The following is an 18,687-nucleotide window of genomic DNA, read 5'->3' as shown; positions in this document are numbered from 1 at the left end:
TTGATTCGTTTCAGGCCATGACCAACAAACTTCGCATCGGTTTGCTCCTGTTTCCCGGCTGCATGCCCGCCGGCCTGTTCGCGTTCGCCGATCTGCTGCATGCCGCCAACCGCAGAGGAGGGCGGGCGCTGTTCGAGGCTCGCTACATCGCATTGCAGGCCGGGCCGGTAGTATGTGCCCATGGCGTGACCCTGCAGGCGGAAGCGGTGTTGGGCAGCGCGGGTTTGGATGCCGTTCTGGTTCCTGGCTTCTGGGCCGAATCGGCCGAGCAGGTGAATGCGCTGTTGGCTGATCAGACAGCCCTCGTGAGCGCGCTGTCCAAGCATGCCCGATCGCTTCAGCTCTGGTCCTATTGCACCGGTGTCTGCCTGCTGGCCGCCGCCGGTCGATTGAACGGGCAGGGCGCGACGGTGACCTGGTGGCTGGCGCAAGCGATGCAGCAGCAGTATCGAAAAGTCCATTGGCAAAGCGAGCAGAACTGCGTGTTCAACGAGCGCACGGCGACGGCGTCCGGGGTGAACGGCTACCTGCCCATCGCCGAAAAACTCATCGAACGCAGCGTCAGCAGTGACGTGTTGCGCGACATTACCCGGCTCATGGTGCTACCGCGCCCGGCCATTCCCCATGCGGCGTTCCAGGGGGCGGCCCTGATCGAGCAACCCAGCGGATGGCTGCGACAGTTGCACGGCTTGATCGAACAGATGCCGGCCGAGCGGATCACCGTCCAGGCACTGGCGAGCCAGTTGGCGGTGTCCGAGCGCACCTTGGCGCGCAAGGTCAGCCGTGAAACGGGTGAGACTGTCGCGGCCTACGCCCGACGCATCAAGTTGAACCAGGTCAGCGAACGCCTGACGTTGACGGCGCTGCCCCTCGCCAGCATCGGCGCCGAGCTGGGTTTCAGCAGCAGCTCCAACTTGCAACGGATGTTCAAGGCACTGACTGGGCTGACGCCGGTGGCGTACCGGCGCAAGTTCGGGCGTGTGTGACGCCGGTCAACCGGGCGTCTTTTCCGTTTCGTTGCGATGGTGTTCCTGCCAGTTGTCGACGGGGCGGGCACGGTCTTCGTTGAACATGTCCGTGAGCAGCGCATTGGCGCGCCGGTAGGCATCGTGGCGGAACTTGAGGTCATCTTCCGGCTGGGCGACGATTTCCTCCAGCATCTTGAGGTTCAGCCGGCGGAACTGATCCGCCCGCTCACGCGCTTCGTAGGCCCCGACGCCCATGTGTTCCAGCGCACTGCGACCCAATGACAGCGCGCTCTCGAAGGTTTCCCGCTCAGCCGCCTCCACACCCATCTGCCGAAGGGTGATGAGGTGCCCCATGTCCCGCGCCCGCACGATCAACTGCAACGCGGGGAAGTGCTCCTGGGCCAGCCGGGTCAGCGCCAGGTTGTCTTCCCGATCGTCGATCGCATTGATCAGCACCACCGCTTGGGCCGCGCCGGCTGCGTGCAGTAGGTCGAGGCGCGTGGCATCGCCATAAAAGACTTTCACGCCGAATTTACGCAGCGTCTCGATGTTGTCCGGGTCGTGATCCAATACCACCACCTCGACGCCGCAAGACATCAACAGCCGTCCGGCGATCTGCCCGAAACGCCCGAACCCGGCGATGATCACCCGTGGATTCTGCTGGTCGACGAGGTCGGATTCGCGTTTGTTTTTCTTGGCGACGGACTCGAACCGATCCAGCAACACGATCAGCAAGGGCGTCAGGCACATGGACAGGGCCACCGCCAGGGTCAGGCTCTTGCCCCATTGATCGGTCAAGATGCCGGCCACGGTCGCCGCGCCAAACACCACGAAGGCGAATTCGCTGCCCTGGCCCAGCAACACCGCCTGCCAGGAGCGCTGACCGGCGGGGACGTTGAGGAACCGGCCCGCCATCTTGATCACCAGCAGCTTGATCAGGATGAAACCCAGGGTCAGGGTGATGACTTTCAGCGGTGCGTTGATCAGGGTGCCGAAATCAATCGACATGCCGACACCGATGAAGAACAGACCCAACAGCAGGCCTTTGAACGGTTCAATGTCGCTTTCCAGGGCATGGCGGTATTCGGAGCTGGCCAGCAGGACCCCGGCGAGGAACGCGCCCATGGCCATCGACAAGCCGGCTTCTTCCAGCAGGAAGCCGAAGCCGAACACCAGGAAAAGTGCGACGGCACTGAAAATCTCGCGCAAGCCTGACCGCGCTGCGAAGCGCAGCAGCGGTCGCGTCACGTAGCGTCCCAACAGCACGACGATGGCGATGGCGGCGACGATTTTGCCAATCGATAGCAACAGCGCCGTGCCCGAAGGCGTGTCGCCGTGGGCCGACAACAACGGAATCATCGCCACCAGCGGAATCGCCGCGATGTCCTGGAACAGCAGCACGGCAAAGCTGCTGCGGCCGACGGCGGTGGCGGTCAGGTTGCGTTCGCTCATGGCCTGCATGGCGATGGCCGTGGAGGACAGGCTCAGGGTCAGGCCGACCAGCAGCGCTGCCGTCCAGTTCAGGCCAAGGGCCGTGCAGAACAAGCCAATGGCAGCGCCACAGGCGAGCATCTGCAGGGCACCGCCACCGAACACCATCTTGCGCAGGGCCCAGAGCCGCTTGGGGTCGAGCTCAAGGCCGATGATGAACAGCATCAGCACCACGCCGATTTCAGCGAATTCCAGAATGGCCTTCACATCGGTAATCAGCTTCAGCCCCCATGGGCCGATGATGCACCCGGCCAGCAGGTAACCCAACACCGGGCCCAGGCCAAACCGAACGGCAATCGGCACGATCAACGTCGCCGAGGCCAGGTAGATCAGCATTTCAATCAGGCTGTGCGTCTCCATTTCAATCTTCCTTCCAGGCGGCCAGGCGAGCGCCATAGTGTTCGATTTGTGCGTGTTGGGCCTCAGGGTCGGCGGCATAGGCGCCATGCACGACCACCGGTTCCAGCCAGCGCATGCCGCAGTAAATGGCCGTGGCGTGGAGAGGTTGGGCCAGCGCCGAAAAATCGGGGTAGTCGCCGATCGCAAAATGCGCGTGATCGCCACCGGTGGTGACAGCCCACAACAAGCGCTTGTCTTTGAGGGCGACGGCGTCTTTACCGTAGGCCCAGCCGTGGGTGAACACCTTATCGATCCACAGTTTCAACAGGGGCGGCGTGCTGTACCAGTACATCGGGTGCTGGAGGACGACCAGCTCTGCTTGTTCCACCGCTCGCTGTTCCGCCTCGACGTCGATATCGAAGTTGGGGTAAAGATCATAGAGCGAACGTATGACCACGTCCGGGTTGGTCGACACTCGCTTGAGCATCTGCTGGTTGACCCGCGATTTGTCGGGGTAGGGGTGCGCATAAATGATAAGAATCATCGGTGAATTCCTTGGTTTGGCTCCGTCGATTCCTGTCTGTCGAGGAAGCTTGCTCCCGCTAGGGGGCGCTGTAGGAGCTGCCGAGCGAAGCGAGGCTGCGATCTTTCCCCAGGCACTTGAATCTCAAGCGAAAGATCAAAAGATCGCAGCCTCGCTTCGCTAGGCAGCTCCTACAATGAGCGCGAACGATGGCATTGAGTCGGGCGATACAAACAAGAGCGCCTTCCTGGGGGGCAGGGTTCAGGTCGCAAAGGCCGGACATCCTACCGAGGAAGGCGCTGATTGTTTAGCGCGGATCGGTACATCGGGCACTTCAGTCAAGCGGCAGCGAGACCCTGGCCTCCAACCCGCCACCGCGTCGATTCCTCAGGGTCAGCGTGCCGCCATGTTCCAGCACCGTCGCCCGGGCCGCCGACAGGCCCAGCCCCACGCCGCCGGTGTGCTTGTTGCGAGAGCCTTCGATGCGAAAGAACGGCGTGAAGACCTGCTCAAGGTGTTGCGCGGCGATGCCGGGTCCGCGATCCAGAATGCAAATATCCACACGATTGGCGTCGGCCTCGAGTCGAACAGTGGGCGCGCCGCCATATTTGATCGCGTTGTCGATCAGGTTGACCAAGGCGCGCTTGATGCCAATGGGACGCCCGACATAAACCAAGCGCTGGGCACCTTCGAACGCGACCTCGGTGCCGGCGTCCTTGAGGTCATCGACGATGGTGTGCAGCAACTCAGCCAGGTCGAACGCGGTGGCGTGTTCAAGGCGGGCATCGTCGCGGAAGAACTCCAGGGCTGAGTTGACCATCGCCTGCATTTCGTCCACGTCCCTGAACAAGCGCGATTGTTGTTCGGCATCCTCGATGAACTCCCCGCGCAGGCGCATGCGGGTGAGCGGCGCGCGCAAGTCATGGGAGATGGCGGCGAGCATCTGCGTGCGGTCCTGTAGAAAATGCTTGAGCTGGGCCTGCATGGCATTGAACGCGAGGATCGCCTGGCGGATTTCGTGGGGGCCGATGACCGGAATCGGTGGCGCCTGGTGGTCGACGCCGAAGCGCCGGGCGCCTTCGGCAAAACGTTCCAGCGGGGCGGCCAGGTGCCGTGTGGCGATCAGCGCGACGATCAACGTCGAGAGCAGGATCAGGGCGATGATGATCCCGTTGCGCGCCCATTCCTCCAGCCCCCAACTGCGCGAGGGCACAGAGAAGATCACCCACGAATGGTCGGCCAATTCGATGATCGCCGCGTAGCGTGCGTCGGGTTGATCGGCTGGCCAATCGTTCGGTTCGTAGGCTTCGATCCTGGCGTCCGGCCGGCCCAACTGCTGGCGCAGTAACACCGAACCTTCACTGAACTCCGGCTTGTCGATCACCGGCAACCGCGCGTCTTCATGCCGTTGCAGCCATTGTGCGTTGAATGCCTGGTCGCTGGCGGCCTTGGCAATCGCGGGGCGTTGTTCGGGGGCGACAGAGTCAATGATGCGGGTGATGGCGGTGGCCTTTTCCATCAGGCCGGTTTCCATCAGGGGAGGGCGCGCCCAGGCACCGGCCAGCAGGCTGAACAGCTCATTGAGGGCCAACAAGGTCAGCATGGCGATCATGGTGGTCAGGGCGATCCAGCGCGCTACCGTGTCCCGTGGGCGCTGAGCGCGCGAGCGCGAGGGTTTCATCGCTTCACCACGTGGGGGCTGAACAGGTAGCCGCTGTTGCGCACGGTACGGATCATCGACGTACCGGTGATGTCGGTCTCCAACTTGCGCCGCAGGCGGCTGACCTGGACATCGATGCTGCGGTCAAACGCTTCGAAGGTTTCGCCGCGGGCCAGGTCCAGCAACTGCTGGCGCGTCAGCACCCGGCGCGAGTGTTCGGCGAACACCAGCAGCAGTTCGAACTCTCCGGCCGACAACGGGATCATGACCTTGTCCGGTGAGCGCAGTTCGCGCCGGGTAACGTCCAGTTGCCAGTTCTCGAACTCCAGGATTGGTCGGGAGGCGTCGTTCAGCGTGTCCCTGGCTTCACCGGTGCGCCGCAGCACGGCACGCACCCGGGCCAACAGCTCCCGGGCGTCGAACGGCTTGGTCAGGTAATCGTCCGCCCCCAGCTCCAGGCCGACGACGCGATCACTCAATTCGCCCATGGCGGTGAGCATGATGATGCCGACCGTGTGCTCGGCCCGCAGTCGCTGGCAGAGCACCAGGCCGTTGTCGCCCGGCAGCATGACGTCGAGGATGATGAGGTCCGGCACCCGCCGTTCCACCGCCTGCCACAAGGCGTTGCCGTCGGCGGCGACATCCACGCTGTAGCCATGTTGTTCGAGGAACTTGCGCAAGAGGGCGAGGACTTCGAGGTCATCGTCCACCAGTAATAAATGGCTCACGGTGGGCACGCAGGGTAATGAATACAGGAGGCGATACTAGGGTCAATCCAGGGCCTGCGTCATATATTTCAATCCGGCAATAAAGTTGCGCTCGGGCAATATTCTGGAAATCTCCAGGCAAAAGAACAGCGGCAGGATGGCCTTGATGTCGGTCAGTTAAAAAATACTCAGCCCTGCACAAAACTTGTGGCGAGGGGATTTCTGTGGGAGCAAAGCTTGCTCGCGAAACAGGCGCCTCGATATTTGAAAGTCCGCGTCGCCTGCATCGCGGGCAAGCCTTGCTCCCACAGTAAGCGTCCTCCTCTTCACAAGAGCTGTGTCCGGCACCGTTTCGTTAGCTGATCGGTATCGCCTCCATTCCTCGCCGAGATCCCCCTGTATGCCGATCACCAAACCCGCTCCATTGTTTGTTCGATCCACCGTCGTGATTGTACTGACGGCACTCGCCAGCGGTTGCTCCAGCACGCCCGCGGCAACGCCGGGTTCGTGTGAACGCGCGGCCTATACCGTTCACGATCCCGCAGAACCGGTCAATCGTGGCATCTTTGCCTTCAACCGAACCGTGGATGACTACGCGCTGGCCCCAGTGGCCCGTGGTTATCTCAAGTTGCCGGAGATGTTCCAGGCCGGCGTCCACAACTTCGTGGCGAACTTCGGTGAACCCAAGGTGTTCATCAACGACTTGCTACAAGGCAATGCCCAGCGCTCGGTCAACACACTGGGGCGGTTCGTCATCAACACCACGGCGGGCATCGTCGGGCTGATCGACGTGTCGGGCAAGCTGGGCATCGAGCGCCACGAGGCCGATTTCGGCCAGACCTTCGGCGTCTGGAACGTCGCCCCCGGACCTGTCGTGGAACTGCCCCTGCTGGGCAGCGCCAACCTGCGGGACGCGACGGGCAAAGTGCTGAGTTTTGCCGTCGACCCGTTTGGCGACAACAGCAGCACCGTCGATACCCTGGGTACGATCAACACCGTCGGCGGCGTTGTCGATGGCCGCGCCGAGGCATTGCCACTGACCGACCAGTTGCAGACCCAAGCGGATTACTACGCGGCGCTACGCGATGCAACGGCGCAGCAGCGTGCCGATTTTGTCGCGCAAGGGAAGTTGGGGGCGGTGGTGCAGGACCATCCGCAATGCCAGGACGGAGCCGCTGCTGATGAGTAGCGAGGTGTTGGTCCTGCATCGGCGAATGCGCTCGTTCGAGCCGGATGTATTGCACTGTCGTGAAGTTGAATTGCGCTTGGCCGAGGACGGTCGCCATGTGCTGCTCAACCGTTATGTCGAGTTGTATCGCCATGAACACGTCAGTTGGTGCGCCATCCAGCAGCATCGGGTGCCGTTGGCGCGGATGGTGCGCTGGATGGTCGATAACGGCGAACAGGTGAGGGGCTAGTGGCAATTTGCTCCTGGACTACAACGGCATCTTGGGAGCGGATGCCATGAAACATTTCTACATAATTACGCATTAATAATGGTTGTACGACGTCGTATCTAATATGTTCGACTGTGGCCGTTTCTCACAAAAAAAATAACGGAGATTCCATCCATGACGAGCATTCCTTCCGCTGAAGGCCAGGCTGCGGCGTCCACGCAAGGCCGTTTCGTACGCCTGCTCAAGCTTCTCGGCCCCGGCATCATCGCGGTCCTTTCCTGGCTGGGTGCCGGCGATTTGATCACTTCATCCGTGGCTGGCGCGAATTATGGCTACGCGATGATGTGGGTACTGGCGGTCTCTCTGCTGCTGCGTTACCTGATCGTCAACATCATCGCGCGCTTCCAGCTCTGCAATAACCAGGGCATGACCATCCTGCAAGGTTATGCCCAGCTCAATCCGTTTTTCGCCTGGTTCCTGCTGGTGTATGCGTTGCTCATGGGGCACCTGATGAACGCCTACATGATCAAGGGGGCTGGCGAAGCCTTGGCCATGTTGCTCAAGGTCGACTATCCAATGCTGTGTTCGGTGGCAGTGGTGTTGGCGGTGTGGATGCTCGTCGGGCGCAATATCTATTCGATGATCGAAGGCGTGATGAAAGGGCTGCTGGCGATCATGACGCTGGCGTTCCTGGCCCTGGCGGTGATGTCCGGCCCGGATGTCGCCGGCATCGTCAGAGGCACCATCGGCTTCAGTATCCCGCCCGATGAAGGGGTGCACGGCGCGTTGCTGGTGGCCGTTTCGGTGATCGGTGCGGTGGCCGGTTCCATCGCCAACTTCGTTCATCCGTATGTCATGCGCCAGAAGGGCTGGGTGGGACCAGAACACAAGCGTATCCAGCGTAACGACCTGCTGTTTGCGGTGTTTGTCGGGATCATCATCAACCTGGCCATCTGGATCGTCGGTGCGGAAATCCTGCGACCCAACGGCATCGAGGTCAAAACCCTGGGCGATTTGGGCAAGGCCCTGGAAATGTTCTTCGGCTCGATCGGTTGGTACGTGTTCTTTATCGGTGTGTTTGCCACGCTGTTCGCCAGCATCTCCGGCAAGACCACGGCGTTCCCGATGCTCATCACCGACGCCTTCCAGCACGTACGGCCCGAGCGCCGGGAGCGTTACGGCAAAGAGTTCCACCGTGACCCGATGCACAAATGGTTCATGCTGTTCATCCTCGTGACACCATTGATCTGGTCGCTCCCGGGCATGCCGGACTTCGTCACGCTGACCATCGGCGTCAATGCGCTGAACATCATCGGCTTGCCGGTGATTTCCCTGGGCCTGTTGATCATGTCCAACCAGAAGTCCCTGCTGGGCAAGGAATACCGCAACAACCTGTTCGAGAACATCGCGTTGATGTTTGCCACAGGCCTGGCATTGTGGGTTGCGTTCCAGTTGGGGGTTGATCTGTTCACCTGAGGGCCGGTCATCTGTAACTTTCGGAGGGGCTGCTAGACTTTATCGTCCAGTCCCTTTCGGAGAACCGGAATGAATAATAAAAACAGGATTTGTCTCTGGTACGACGGCACCGCCCAGGAAGCGGCGGAGTTCTACGCAAGAACCTTTCCCGACAGTGCGGTGAGCGCTATCCATCATGCCCCGGGCGATTATCCGTCGGGCAAGCAGGGCGACGTGATCACCGTGGAATTCACGGTGATCGGCATCCCTTGCGTCGGCCTCAACGGCGGGTCGGCGTTCAAGCACAGCGAGGCTTTTTCATTTCAGATCGCAACTGAAGACCAGGCCGAAACAGACCGTTTGTGGAACGCGATCATCGACAACGGCGGCGAGGCGAGCGTCTGCGGCTGGTGCAAGGACAAGTGGGGGTTGTCGTGGCAGATCAGTCCTCGCGTGTTGCTTGAAGCGGTCGCCAGTGCCGACAAAGCCGCCGCCAAGCGTGCCTTCGAGGCCATGATGACGATGACCAAGATCGACATTGCCGCGATTGAGGCCGCGGTAAAAGGCTAGCCGGCGAATCACCACCATCATTCCCCTGTGGGAGCGAGCTTGCTCGCGAAAGCGGTGGGTCAGTCAACTCCAATGCTGGCTGATCCGGCGCCATCGCGAGCAAGCTCGCTCCCACATTTGATTTGTGGTGACTTCGATTTTTCGACCAGCACAGATCCCCTGTGGGAGCGAGCTTGCTCGCGAAAGCGGTGGGTCAGTCAACTCCAATGCAAGCTGATCCGGCGCCATCGCGAGCAAGCTCGCTCCCACATTTGATTTGTGGTGACTTCGAATTCCCGACCAGCACAGGTCCCCCTGTGGGAGCGAGCCTGCTCGCGATGGCGGCGGCACAGCCACATTGATGCAAGCTGACCTATAGGGTGGTTTCAGGCAACTTGGCAATCACCTTGATCTCGAACTGAAACCCATACAGCCATGTCACGCCCACCGCCGTCAGCGTCGGATGCGGTGCGTTGCCCCAGAACTCGGGCACGACGCTCCAGACCCGTTCGAAGATCGATTCGGGGTCGACCATGAAGACCGTGACGTCCACCACATCATCAAAACTGCAATCGGCGGCAGCAAGAATCGCCTTCAGGTTGTTGAACGCCAGCCGAACCTGAGCTTCCAGGTCGGGCTCTGGCGAACCGTTTTCGGTGCTACCAACCTGTCCCGAGACGAACAGAAAACCATTGGACCGAATCGCCGGCGAATAGCGATTGCGCTCATAGAGTGCCTGGCGTCCAGGCGGGAAAACCACGTCGCGCTGTGTCATGAGTACCTCCATCAAAGAGTGGGTTCCAAACGATGAACTCACTCTAGGGGCTTGTGTCCTGGCGATAAACGAGCAACCTTGGCGATCACTGTTTGTAGAATCCAAACAATCGGATCGACAGCCGAGGCACAGATGGATCGTTTTGATGCGATGCAAGCGTTCGTTCGAGTCGTGGAGGCGGGCAGCTTCACCAAGGCGGCTGAAACCCTGCACATGAGCAAGACCACCGTGACCCAATTGGTGCAGCAGCTCGAGGCACGGTTGCGGGTCAAGTTGCTCAACCGCACCACGCGCAAGGTCAACGTCACCGCCGACGGCGCCGTCTATTACGAACGAGTGATCCGGCTGTTGGCCGACATGGACGATGCCGAGACCAGCGTGTCCGGCGCCCAGGCGTTACCTCGCGGGCGACTGCGGGTGGACGTGCCGAGTCCGCTGGCTTCGATGATCCTGATACCGGCCTTGCCAACGTTCTACGCGCGATACCCGGACATCCAGATCGACATGGGCGTCAGTGATCGCATCGTCGACATGCTCGATGAAAACGTCGATTGCGTGGTGCGGGGCGGTGAGTTGAGGGATCAGTCGCTGGTCGCCCGACGCGTTGGCGATCTCGCCCTCGGCGTTTTCGCCGCCCCGAGTTACCTGGCACGATTTGGCCTGCCCGCGCATCCGCGAGAATTGGAAGGCTCGCACCACCGCACTGTGGGTTTCCTGTGGGCCCGCACCGGCAAATCCTTGCCCTACGCCATGCGCCGTGACGGTGAGCTGCTTCACGTCAAAGGGCGCTACGCGCTGGCCATCGACGACGGCAACGCCTACCTCGCGGCCGGTTTGGCTGGGCTGGGCGTGCTCTGGCTGCCCAAGTACATGTCCAGGCCTCATGAAGCGCAGGGCGGGTTGGTGCCGCTGTTCGAAGACTGGCACCTCGAGCCGATGCCGCTGTATGTGGCCTATCCCCCGAACCGGCACATCAGCGCCAAGTTGCGGGTGTTCATCGATTGGGTCGTGGAACTGATGGCGCAACATGCGCCGGTTGACGCCAAGGGAAGAGCGCAATGATCGCCGAAGGACTCGTTGTTCTGCTGGACTACACCCTGTATCTGCTGCCGGGCCTGGCGCTCTTCGGCCTCTGGTTCGCGTTGACGCCCAAGACCCAGACAGCGTTGCGTATCGTGACTGTGCTATTGGCATTCGTGTTGATGCGCGACGCCATGACGCCCTTGCACATGTGGTCCCTGAACGGCGATCTGCAGATTGGTTTTCTGGCCAACCCGTTCGTGCTGGCGATGTTGGGTGTTTCGTCGCTGCTGTTGGTCGCGTTGAGCGCGCGCCTGTTGCCAGACTTGTGGCAACTGGTGGTGCTATTCAAAGGCAATCGACTGGTTGGCCTGGCCATGGGCGTCGCGGTGGGCTGCCTGATCGGTTTGCCGTTGCGGCTTTATCAAGGGGGTGAAACGGTGATTCCAGGTTATTGGCCCTGGCTACTCGGCATGGCGGTGCTGGCCTATGGCGCTAACGCGCTGGAAGAAGTGCTGTTTCGTGGCTTCTTGCAGGGTTACCTCGAACTGCATGTCAGCGCCCTGCGAGCAGCGCTGATCAGTGCCGTGGCGTTTTCTGCGTTGCATGCTTTTCTCGCCTTGAGCGTTACCCAACTCGGTTGGCCCGTGTTGCTGTTTACGCTGATAGAGGGCCTGGCCTGCGGGCTCATTTGTATGCGCTACGGCGTCGTGGCATCGACCGCTACCCATGGGACGGCGATATTGCTGATTGCGGTGCCGATGGTGGGTTGAATGAGTTAAACCAGAAACAGGTAGAAGCGGTCGAAGGTTGTATCTCGATCGCTCAACGACAGAGGAGTCCCACCATGGACCGATTCACCGGCGGATGCCTGTGCGGCAACGTTCGTATCCAAGCCTCAGGCCGTCCGTATCGCGTAGGCCTCTGCCACTGCCTCGACTGTCGCAAGCATCACGGCGCGCTCTTCTACGCTGCCGCCGTGTTTCCCCAGGATGCCGTGACGATCGAAGGTGAAACACGGGACTACGCCGGACGCTTTTTCTGTCCCCGCTGCGGCTCGTCGCTGTTCGCCCGCTCGGGTGACGAAATAGAAGTGCACCTTGGGACGCTGGACGCCCCCGATCAACTGATGCCCACCTACGAAAGCTGGACCGTGCGCCGTGAGGCCTGGCTGCCGGCGTTTCCGCTCACCCGACACTACGAGCATGATCGCGAGGGGAAGGGGCGGTTCGAGGACTGAGGCCAGCCTATGGTTACGAGCGACTTCAGGCCGGTTCGCCTATGCACCACCATTGAACTGCGATTTCGTCGTCCGCCTGAGTCACATCATGCCCGTGCTCTATGAAGTGCGCCGGGGTGTGTAACGCGAGTGTCTGGCTGAGCAGTTGCGGTTTGAGTGCATTGGTTTCGCCGAGAAACCGTAGGTAATAGTCCTGATCATAGAAGAGGGTGACCTCACTCTGATGTACCCATGGCCACGTCAGCAGGCACGCGACCCGGTAGTAGCCCTGTGAGCGATCAGCTGCATTGGATAGATGGGTTGCCGCTTCAAGCAATTGTTGGATACAGAAGGCCTGGACTTCAATCCGGGCCTGAGGGCCTTCGACCAAGGCCTCATGAACAGGAATCTTCCAGTTTGCATATTTCCTGTCACCAGGCCTTGGGTAAAAGTTGTCTTGAAAACTTGATGCCCAGCGCTCTATGGAACGAAGGCGGCGATGGAGGCCCCTGAGTGGTTTGTCATTGATGCTGATTTGCCGCATTGATGTTTCCTGCCATGTGAGGTCCGGCCATTCTCCGGGCAGTGACGCGGCAATCCAAGGATGACTCTGAGGGCTTTCGTGTCATTTGATGACATCGGTTTTTGTAATCACTCAAACCCCACAATCGCCTTGATCTCCAAATACTCCTCAAACCCGTGAACCCCATACTCACGGCCATTGCCCGAACGCTTGTAGCCACCGAACGGTGCCATCGGGTTCCACGCCGGGTAGTTCAACAGCACTTGCCCTGCGTGAATACGCGACGCAACGGCGCGCGCAAGCTCCAGGTCCTGACCCTGGACATGCGCGCCCAGCCCATAGACGGTGTCGTTGGCGATGGCGACGGCTTCATCCAGCGTGTCATAGGCAATGATGCACAGCACCGGGCCGAAGATTTCTTCCTGGGCGATGCGCATGGCGCTGTCGACCTGCGAGAAAACCGTGGGACGGGTGTAGAAGCCTTGTTCGAGACCCTCCGGGCGTCCTGGGCCCCCACAGACAAGCTTGGCACCTTCATTCATGCCCACTTCGATCATGGCTTGCACGCGATTGAACTGGGCCTCGTTGGCGATGGGGCCGAGGATCGTTTCTTCCAATTGTGGATCGCCCACGATGATCGCGTTGGCGGTGGCGGCAGCCAACGCCTCGACTTCCGCCAGGCGGTTCCTTGGCACGATCATTCGGGTCGGTGCGCTGCACGATTGGCCGACGTTGCGAAATGCCGACATCACGCCCGGCGGTACGGCCTTGGCGAAGTCGGCGTCGGGCAACAGCACGTTCGGGGACTTGCCGCCCAACTCTTGGGTAACGCGCTTGACCGTAGGGGCGGCGGCCTGGGCCACCAGGGCGCCGGCGCGGTTCGAACCGGTGATGGAGATCAGGTCGATGTCGGGATGCGCCGCCATGGCCGCGCCGACCTCGGCACCGCTGCCGTTCACCAGGTTGAAGACGCCGGCAGGCAGGCCTGCGTCATGCACCAATTGCGCGAAGAGAAGGGCGCTCAGGGGCGACAGTTCGCTGGGTTTCAACACCACCGTGCAACCGGCGGCAATCGCCGGGGCGACTTTGGCGGTGATTTGATACAGCGGCCAGTTCCACGGCGTAATGAGGCCGCAGACGCCGATGGGTTCGCGTTGAATGGCCGTGCCATGCTCAATCTTCTGGAAGGTGTAAGTGGACAGCACATCGCGGGCCACCCGAACGTGTTCGGCGGCCAGCGGCACTTGCATGGCCCGTGCGAAGCCGATGGCCGCGCCCATCTCCAGCGAGAGCGCCTGGGCCAGTTCTTCTTTGCGTTCAAGGATCAGCGCATGGATCTTTCCCAGGATCGCCACGCGTGCTTCCACCGGGGTTGCCGACCAGTCGGGAAATGCTGCGCGAGCCGCGGCGACGGCGCGGTCAACGTCTTCGCCGGACCCTCGGGCGACCTCGGCAATGACTTGCTCGGTGGCGGGATTGACCACGGGCAGCGTGGCCGGGTATGCCGGAGACTGCCAGTCACCATTGATATAGAACTGCTGGGACGTAGGCGGGGTGTTCAAAAAAGGGGTGGTCATCCAACGGGCTCCCATAGAGCGGTGATAGCACTGCCGGCGACAGATCCTGAGGCCGTTTTCTTCTCGATAAACTAACAAAGCGGCCCGGATGGGATATGCCGTTCTCAAGCCTGGCAAAGAAGAATCTGCTGTATCTGCGGGGTTAACTTCGCGAAAAAAGTGGCAGCATCCGTCCGGGGCAAAAAGGGCGCCCAGTCGCTTGCGTCAAATGAGCCTGCCGGTGCCAGGCGTGCTCATCTGAGGCATTGTCAGGGCGGTCGGTTCGGTAAACCTGCGAATATCAAAAGGGCTGATCAGGGTGCGAGTGCTGCCGGTACTGATCAGCTCGGCCATGACGTCGCCGACGCCCGGGCCGAGCTGGAAGCCATGCCCGCAGAACCCAAAGGCATAGAACAAGCCCTTGACCTTGCCGCTTGGGCCCATGATTGGCAGCGAGTCTGGCGTGTAGCTTTCGATGCCGCTCCACACCCGGATGATGTTGAGGTTCGCCACCCCGGGCAGCAGGCGGCTCATCTGCTGCATCTGGTTGAGCAGGCTCTCGGGCTTGAAGTAGGCGCGACGGTTGATCATGTCCGGTTTGCAGCGGTTGCCGCCGCCGATGATGAGGTTGCCTCGGGGGATCTGCCGGAAATAAATCACCTCTTCCTTTATCTTGGTGAACACGCCGATCACGGTCGGCAAGGCGTAGGGCACAGGTTCGGTGACCGACATCTGTGGGCCATTGGCTTCCAACGGTACCGCTTCGTCGAATTGTTCGGACAGCTTCGCCCCCCACGCCCCCGCCGTGATCAGCAGTTGCTCTGCAATGAATAGCTGGCCGTCGGTGGTGGTCACGTGGAATTGGTCATTCACCTTTTGTACCGCGGCGACCTCTGTTCGCTCGCGGATGCTGGCCCCGGCCCGTGTCGCCGCGCGGGCAAATGCCGGGGCGGCCAGGCGTGGGTTGGCGTGGCCGTCGTGAGGGGCGTACGAGCCGCCCTTGACCTGCGCGCCGAGGAACGGGAAACGTGCGTGCAACGCCTTGCCGGTGATGATTTGCAAGTCCAATTCGCGGGCTTCGGGGGCGGCGGCGTAGGCTTCAAGCTCGGCGATTTCGTCCTCGCGATAACAGACGCGCATATGGCCGCTGGGGATGAACTCCAGGTCATCGCCGATCAACTCGGGGAGCTGCTTCCATAACCCGTACGAGCGATTCGACAACTCCAGTTGGCCGAGGAATCGCCCTTGGCGCCGCACGTTGCCGAAATTCACGCCACTGGCGTATTGGCCGATCAGGTCGCGTTCCAGCAGGGTCACCGAGTGCCCACGCTGGCGCAGGAAAAACGCCGACGCCGACCCCATGATGCCGCCGCCGATAATCAAGACGTCGCTTTTTTCTGGCTTCATGATGTTCCCTCGAAAATCCTCGACAGCAGTTCAATTGCAAGAAGGTCAGGCCCAGCCCCTGTGGCGAGGGAGCTTGCTCCCGCTGGGTCGCGCAGCGGCCCCAAAAAAGCGCTGAGCGCTTCGCACTCAAGCGGGAGCAAGCTCCCTCGCCACGGGTTCATCTCATGCCGTTGGGAAGGGGCGCGCACGGGCCAGCGCTTCGATTTCGATCAGGTACCCATGGTGCAAGGCCGGGACGGGCACCACCGCGCGCGCAGGCCGGTGTTCGCCGAGATAGCGGGCGTAGATCCGGTCGAAAGCCGGCCAGTGTTCGATGCCGGCGACATAGACCGTCACTTTCAACAGGTCGCTGGGGCTGCGGCCTGCCGTGCCGAGAATCGCCATCAGGTTGTCCAGGGCGATGGCGGCTTGCACTTCGAACGGTTGGTCGACGCTGTGGCTGCCATCGGCGCGTACCGGCAGTTGCCCGGACACGTACAAGACGCCCTGGTGCAAGACCGCCTGGGCGTAATGTCCACCCGCAGCGGCCGCCTGGGTTGTGTGAATCAACTCGATTTCACCAGCCATGCAGACGACTCCAGGTGTGCACCGCGCCCGAGGCATCGCAGGCGCGGTAATCAGGGAATTGCGCACCGGTGGCGCAGGCGTGGTTGGGCAGGATGCGCAGGCGACTGCCGATGGGAAACCGCTCGGTGATATCGATGTCCCCGGGGCTGGAAAGGGTGACGATGCCGTGCTCCTGGTTGGCGCTGGAGAGCAGGGCGCCCTCGATCCAGTCGCCGGCTTCGCTGCACACTTGCCCATAGCCGAAATCCCGCTGCTGGCGCTGTGTACCCCGATCACGACTCATGGCCATCCAGCCGGCATCGGTGATGATCCAGCCTTTGTCCGGCTGATGGCCGATCACGGTGGTCAGCACGCTCAGGGCCAGCTCATCCGCCTGGCAAACACCGATGTTGTGCATCACCAGGTCGAAGAACACATAGACGCCGGCGCGCACTTCAGTGACGCCTTCCAGGCTTTGTGCCGAAAGTGCCGTGGGTGTGGAGCCGATGCTGACCTCGGGGCAGGCCAGCCCGGCTGCACGGATGCGTTGGGCGGCGCTGACGCAGAGATGGCGTTCTTGTTCGGCCAAGGCTTGCAGTGCTTGGGGTGTGTCGAGCTCGTAGCTGGACCCGGCGTGGGTCATGACGCCGCAAAGCTGCATGTCGCCTTCGCTGAGTCGCCGGGCGATGTCGACAAGTGCATCGTCTTCAACGCGCACGCCGGAACGATGGCCATCGCAATCGATCTCGATCCAGACTTCGAAACGTTCGTCGTGCTGCCTGCCGAAATCGACGATGGCCTGTGTCGCCGCCAGGCTGTCGGTCAAGATGCTCAAGCGACAGCCCTTGCGCCGCAGCGTCAGGGCCTGGGCCAGTTTGCCGGGCGCCATGGACACGGCATAAAAGATGTCGTGGATGCCGGCGGCGAAGCAATGCTCGGCTTCCTTAAGGGTCGACACGGTGATGGCGCTGGCGCCTGCTGCAAGCTGCGCCTGAACCACCGGCAGGCATTTGCTGGTCTTGATGTGCGGGCGCAAACGCACCCCCAAGGCGTCCATGCGGTGTTGCATGCGTTGGATATTGCGCTGCATCCGCGGTACATCGATGAGCGCGACCGGGGTATCGAGGGAAGCAATTGAGACTGGCATGAACGAGGCTCGCGGGTGAAAGACAGGCTCGACTCTACTCAGTCATCGTAAAGCCGTGGTTCAATGCGCTGTCATCAATCATTAAGTTGAACTGAATGATCAGCCTCGAAGACCTGCGCATGGCCGTGACGCTGGCACGCTGCGAATCGTTGAGCGCAGCTGCCAGGGCCCTCAATGTCTCGCCACCGGCGCTGTCCATGCGCTTGCGCAAATTGGAGACACTCCTGGGCCTGACCTTGGCCAATCGCGACGCCCGGCGGCTGAGCCTGACCGCCGACGGCGAGCGTTTCTCGCGCCAGAGTGCGCTGTTGCTGGAACAGCTGGAAGCGCTTCCCGAATCGTTCAGGCAGCAAGACGATCAACTGGCAGGCACCCTCAGGCTGGCGGCACCGTTCGGCTATGGACGCCAACGCCTCGCGCCGCTGCTGGCCCGTTTTGCCAGGTTGCATCCGCAGCTGTGCCTGCATCTGGATCTCCGGGAAACGCCCTGGCCTGACCGTCATGACAGCGATGCGGTGATACACATCGGTCACCTGAGCGACAGCCAGTGGGTCGCCCGGCCCCTCACGCAAAATGACCGATGGCTGTGCGCGAGTCCCGCTTACCTGGAGCAGAACGGCACACCGCTAGTGCCGGAGCAACTCGCCGAGCATCGCTGCATCTGTATTCGTGAAAACGATGAAGATGTCACCCTGTGGCACCTGCGCAATGCGCACGGGCGCAAGACCCTGCGGATCAAGCCTGCGTTGTTGAGCAACGATGGCAGCGTGGCCCGACGCTGGGCTGAACAGGGCCTGGGGCTGGTGCTGCGCTCGCAATGGGACGTCAGCAAAGCCATCGCCGACGGCCGCCTGGTACGGGTGCTCGCCGATTGGCAATTCGACAGCGCCCCAATCAACCTCCTGGTGCCCTCGCGCAAACTGCGTAGCGCGCGGGTGCAGGCGTTGGTGGGTTTCCTGGAGGCCGAACTGAAGGTCTGAATGGGCCACTGCTCCTACCGACCCACCGCCATCGCGAGCCCATTCACCTCACCTGCAAGCAGACCCACCGCTTTCGCGAGCAAGCCCGCTCCCACAATGGATCGGCGGCGTTTCTTGAAGCTGTGTCCACCACCCCCCCTGTGGGAGCGAGCCTGCTCGCGATGACGGCAGCCCATTCACCACGGATGCTGAAGCTGCTGCGCCAAGCGTAGATTCTGCCGAAAACAACTCTTTGCAGAGCCGTTTGGCGCACCATAACTGCCCGCAAACCCAAAGAAACACGGCGCGACGCCCGCGCCTGGAGCATCCCGCAAAGTCTGCTGAGCGAGCCCCGCAAAACGGTGGTTTGTACCAAGCGGCCGGTATTTTTAACGATTTATCCACGGTCTCATGGTGTTGTAATGAAAACGTGATGCAGCGTTGCA

At 61.4% G+C, this 18,687-nt stretch carries 19 protein-coding genes; 9 read left to right on the top strand and 10 right to left on the bottom strand.

Annotation, left to right across the window (positions count from 1 at the left end; all coding sequences use genetic code 11):
• Positions 1 to 17: 17 nt before the first annotated feature.
• Entirely contained in the window at positions 18 to 986 is a 969-nt protein-coding gene (locus QMK47_RS18155; RefSeq protein WP_320388970.1) for a GlxA family transcriptional regulator, read from the top strand.
• Positions 987 to 992: 6 nt separating this feature from the next.
• On the opposite strand, the gene kefC is transcribed toward QMK47_RS18155, so the two are convergent.
• From kefC to QMK47_RS18135, 4 genes are all read right to left on the bottom strand, one after another.
• Positions 993 to 2,819 (bottom strand): glutathione-regulated potassium-efflux system protein KefC, encoded by a 1,827-nt coding sequence (gene kefC, locus QMK47_RS18150; RefSeq protein WP_253476155.1) that lies wholly within the window; start codon positions 2,817 to 2,819, stop codon positions 993 to 995.
• A 1-nt stretch (position 2,820) separates the two neighbouring features.
• Complete coding sequence (gene kefF / locus QMK47_RS18145; RefSeq protein WP_320388968.1) at positions 2,821 to 3,342, bottom strand: glutathione-regulated potassium-efflux system oxidoreductase KefF; 522 nt, start codon at positions 3,340 to 3,342, stop codon at positions 2,821 to 2,823.
• Positions 3,343 to 3,655: 313 nt separating this feature from the next.
• A complete protein-coding gene (locus QMK47_RS18140) occupies positions 3,656 to 5,002 on the bottom strand; it encodes a sensor histidine kinase (protein ID WP_320388966.1) in 1,347 nt (448 codons plus the stop codon).
• Positions 4,999 to 5,709: a response regulator gene (locus QMK47_RS18135; RefSeq protein WP_253476149.1), complete on the bottom strand. Its 711-nt coding sequence runs from the start codon at positions 5,707 to 5,709 to the stop codon at positions 4,999 to 5,001. The genes QMK47_RS18140 and QMK47_RS18135 overlap by 4 nt, the downstream gene beginning before the upstream one ends.
• Before the next feature lie 379 nt (positions 5,710 to 6,088).
• On the opposite strand from QMK47_RS18135, the gene QMK47_RS18130 reads away from it, so the two are divergent.
• The 4 genes from QMK47_RS18130 to QMK47_RS18115 all read left to right on the top strand — a co-directional run bounded on the left by QMK47_RS18130 (position 6,089) and on the right by QMK47_RS18115 (position 9,110).
• Entirely contained in the window at positions 6,089 to 6,877 is a 789-nt protein-coding gene (locus QMK47_RS18130; protein ID WP_320388964.1) for a VacJ family lipoprotein, read from the top strand.
• On the top strand, positions 6,870 to 7,106 hold the full coding sequence (locus QMK47_RS18125; protein ID WP_253476145.1) for a hypothetical protein: 237 nt from the start codon (positions 6,870 to 6,872) through the stop codon (positions 7,104 to 7,106). The genes QMK47_RS18130 and QMK47_RS18125 overlap by 8 nt, the downstream gene beginning before the upstream one ends.
• Positions 7,107 to 7,259: 153 nt before the next feature.
• Positions 7,260 to 8,561 (top strand): Nramp family divalent metal transporter, encoded by a 1,302-nt coding sequence (locus tag QMK47_RS18120; RefSeq protein ID WP_320388963.1) that lies wholly within the window; start codon positions 7,260 to 7,262, stop codon positions 8,559 to 8,561.
• 69 nt (positions 8,562 to 8,630) lie between these two features.
• Positions 8,631 to 9,110: a VOC family protein gene (locus QMK47_RS18115; protein ID WP_320388961.1), complete on the top strand. Its 480-nt coding sequence runs from the start codon at positions 8,631 to 8,633 to the stop codon at positions 9,108 to 9,110.
• A gap of 352 nt (positions 9,111 to 9,462) precedes the next feature.
• On the opposite strand, the gene QMK47_RS18110 is transcribed toward QMK47_RS18115, so the two are convergent.
• A complete protein-coding gene (locus QMK47_RS18110; RefSeq protein ID WP_253476139.1) occupies positions 9,463 to 9,864 on the bottom strand; it encodes a RidA family protein in 402 nt (133 codons plus the stop codon).
• Positions 9,865 to 9,996: 132 nt separating this feature from the next.
• On the opposite strand from QMK47_RS18110, the gene QMK47_RS18105 reads away from it, so the two are divergent.
• The 3 genes from QMK47_RS18105 (at position 9,997) to QMK47_RS18095 (ending at position 12,124) form a co-directional block, all read left to right on the top strand.
• The gene (locus QMK47_RS18105; protein WP_253476137.1) at positions 9,997 to 10,926 is read left to right on the top strand and encodes a LysR family transcriptional regulator; all 930 of its coding nucleotides are present in this window, start codon (positions 9,997 to 9,999) and stop codon (positions 10,924 to 10,926) included.
• Positions 10,923 to 11,657, top strand: a complete 735-nt coding sequence (locus QMK47_RS18100) for a CPBP family intramembrane glutamic endopeptidase (RefSeq protein WP_320388959.1) — start codon at positions 10,923 to 10,925, stop codon at positions 11,655 to 11,657. Before QMK47_RS18105 ends, QMK47_RS18100 begins: the two co-directional genes overlap by 4 nt.
• 74 nt (positions 11,658 to 11,731) lie before the next feature.
• Positions 11,732 to 12,124: a GFA family protein gene (locus tag QMK47_RS18095; protein ID WP_253476133.1), complete on the top strand. Its 393-nt coding sequence runs from the start codon at positions 11,732 to 11,734 to the stop codon at positions 12,122 to 12,124.
• Positions 12,125 to 12,149: 25 nt separating this feature from the next.
• Here the strand turns inward: QMK47_RS18095 and QMK47_RS18090 are convergent, their stop codons facing one another.
• The 5 genes from QMK47_RS18090 to QMK47_RS18070 all read right to left on the bottom strand — a co-directional run bounded on the left by QMK47_RS18090 (position 12,150) and on the right by QMK47_RS18070 (position 17,282).
• Positions 12,150 to 12,647: a DUF3916 domain-containing protein gene (locus tag QMK47_RS18090; RefSeq protein WP_214511892.1), complete on the bottom strand. Its 498-nt coding sequence runs from the start codon at positions 12,645 to 12,647 to the stop codon at positions 12,150 to 12,152.
• A 107-nt stretch (positions 12,648 to 12,754) separates the two neighbouring features.
• Complete coding sequence (locus QMK47_RS18085; RefSeq protein WP_320388957.1) at positions 12,755 to 14,203, bottom strand: aldehyde dehydrogenase family protein; 1,449 nt, start codon at positions 14,201 to 14,203, stop codon at positions 12,755 to 12,757.
• 204 nt (positions 14,204 to 14,407) lie between these two features.
• Complete coding sequence (locus QMK47_RS18080) at positions 14,408 to 15,589, bottom strand: FAD-binding oxidoreductase (RefSeq protein WP_320388955.1); 1,182 nt, start codon at positions 15,587 to 15,589, stop codon at positions 14,408 to 14,410.
• A 162-nt stretch (positions 15,590 to 15,751) separates the two neighbouring features.
• A complete protein-coding gene (locus tag QMK47_RS18075; protein WP_320388954.1) occupies positions 15,752 to 16,156 on the bottom strand; it encodes a RidA family protein in 405 nt (134 codons plus the stop codon).
• A complete protein-coding gene (locus tag QMK47_RS18070) occupies positions 16,146 to 17,282 on the bottom strand; it encodes a DSD1 family PLP-dependent enzyme (RefSeq protein WP_253476125.1) in 1,137 nt (378 codons plus the stop codon). The genes QMK47_RS18075 and QMK47_RS18070 overlap by 11 nt, the downstream gene beginning before the upstream one ends.
• A 95-nt stretch (positions 17,283 to 17,377) precedes the next feature.
• Here QMK47_RS18070 and QMK47_RS18065 point away from each other — a divergent pair, with 95 nt between their 5' ends.
• Positions 17,378 to 18,262 carry a LysR family transcriptional regulator gene (locus QMK47_RS18065; RefSeq protein WP_320388952.1) on the top strand — a complete coding sequence of 295 codons (885 nt, stop codon included), beginning with the start codon at positions 17,378 to 17,380 and terminating at the stop codon, positions 18,260 to 18,262.
• Positions 18,263 to 18,687: the final 425 nt, after the last annotated feature.

It is taken from the genome of Pseudomonas sp. P9_35 (assembly GCF_034008205.1).
In the GTDB taxonomy this organism is placed as follows: domain Bacteria; phylum Pseudomonadota; class Gammaproteobacteria; order Pseudomonadales; family Pseudomonadaceae; genus Aquipseudomonas; species Aquipseudomonas kilonensis.
The sequence above is the reverse complement of the archived record's forward strand: the minus strand, read 5'-3'. Positions and strand labels throughout refer to the sequence as shown.

Bases quoted from the DNA above. Each gene is read 5' to 3' on its own strand.
- QMK47_RS18100 (WP_320388959.1), top strand. From the start codon at position 10,923: ATGATCGCCGAAGGACTCGTTGTTCTGCTGGACTACACCCTGTATCTG.
- QMK47_RS18065 (WP_320388952.1), top strand. From the start codon at position 17,378: ATGATCAGCCTCGAAGACCTGCGCATGGCCGTGACGCTGGCACGCTGC.
- QMK47_RS18115 (WP_320388961.1), top strand. From the start codon at position 8,631: ATGAATAATAAAAACAGGATTTGTCTCTGGTACGACGGCACCGCCCAG.
- QMK47_RS18095 (WP_253476133.1), top strand. From the start codon at position 11,732: ATGGACCGATTCACCGGCGGATGCCTGTGCGGCAACGTTCGTATCCAA.
- QMK47_RS18075 (WP_320388954.1), bottom strand. From the start codon at position 16,156: ATGGCTGGTGAAATCGAGTTGATTCACACAACCCAGGCGGCCGCTGCG.
- kefF (WP_320388968.1), bottom strand. From the start codon at position 3,342: ATGATTCTTATCATTTATGCGCACCCCTACCCCGACAAATCGCGGGTC.
- kefC (WP_253476155.1), bottom strand. From the start codon at position 2,819: ATGGAGACGCACAGCCTGATTGAAATGCTGATCTACCTGGCCTCGGCG.
- QMK47_RS18085 (WP_320388957.1), bottom strand. From the start codon at position 14,203: ATGACCACCCCTTTTTTGAACACCCCGCCTACGTCCCAGCAGTTCTAT.
- QMK47_RS18080 (WP_320388955.1), bottom strand. From the start codon at position 15,589: ATGAAGCCAGAAAAAAGCGACGTCTTGATTATCGGCGGCGGCATCATG.
- QMK47_RS18090 (WP_214511892.1), bottom strand. From the start codon at position 12,647: ATGCGGCAAATCAGCATCAATGACAAACCACTCAGGGGCCTCCATCGC.
- QMK47_RS18125 (WP_253476145.1), top strand. From the start codon at position 6,870: ATGAGTAGCGAGGTGTTGGTCCTGCATCGGCGAATGCGCTCGTTCGAG.
- QMK47_RS18105 (WP_253476137.1), top strand. From the start codon at position 9,997: ATGGATCGTTTTGATGCGATGCAAGCGTTCGTTCGAGTCGTGGAGGCG.
- QMK47_RS18070 (WP_253476125.1), bottom strand. From the start codon at position 17,282: ATGCCAGTCTCAATTGCTTCCCTCGATACCCCGGTCGCGCTCATCGAT.
- QMK47_RS18120 (WP_320388963.1), top strand. From the start codon at position 7,260: ATGACGAGCATTCCTTCCGCTGAAGGCCAGGCTGCGGCGTCCACGCAA.
- QMK47_RS18140 (WP_320388966.1), bottom strand. From the start codon at position 5,002: ATGAAACCCTCGCGCTCGCGCGCTCAGCGCCCACGGGACACGGTAGCG.
- QMK47_RS18130 (WP_320388964.1), top strand. From the start codon at position 6,089: ATGCCGATCACCAAACCCGCTCCATTGTTTGTTCGATCCACCGTCGTG.
- QMK47_RS18155 (WP_320388970.1), top strand. From the start codon at position 18: ATGACCAACAAACTTCGCATCGGTTTGCTCCTGTTTCCCGGCTGCATG.
- QMK47_RS18110 (WP_253476139.1), bottom strand. From the start codon at position 9,864: ATGACACAGCGCGACGTGGTTTTCCCGCCTGGACGCCAGGCACTCTAT.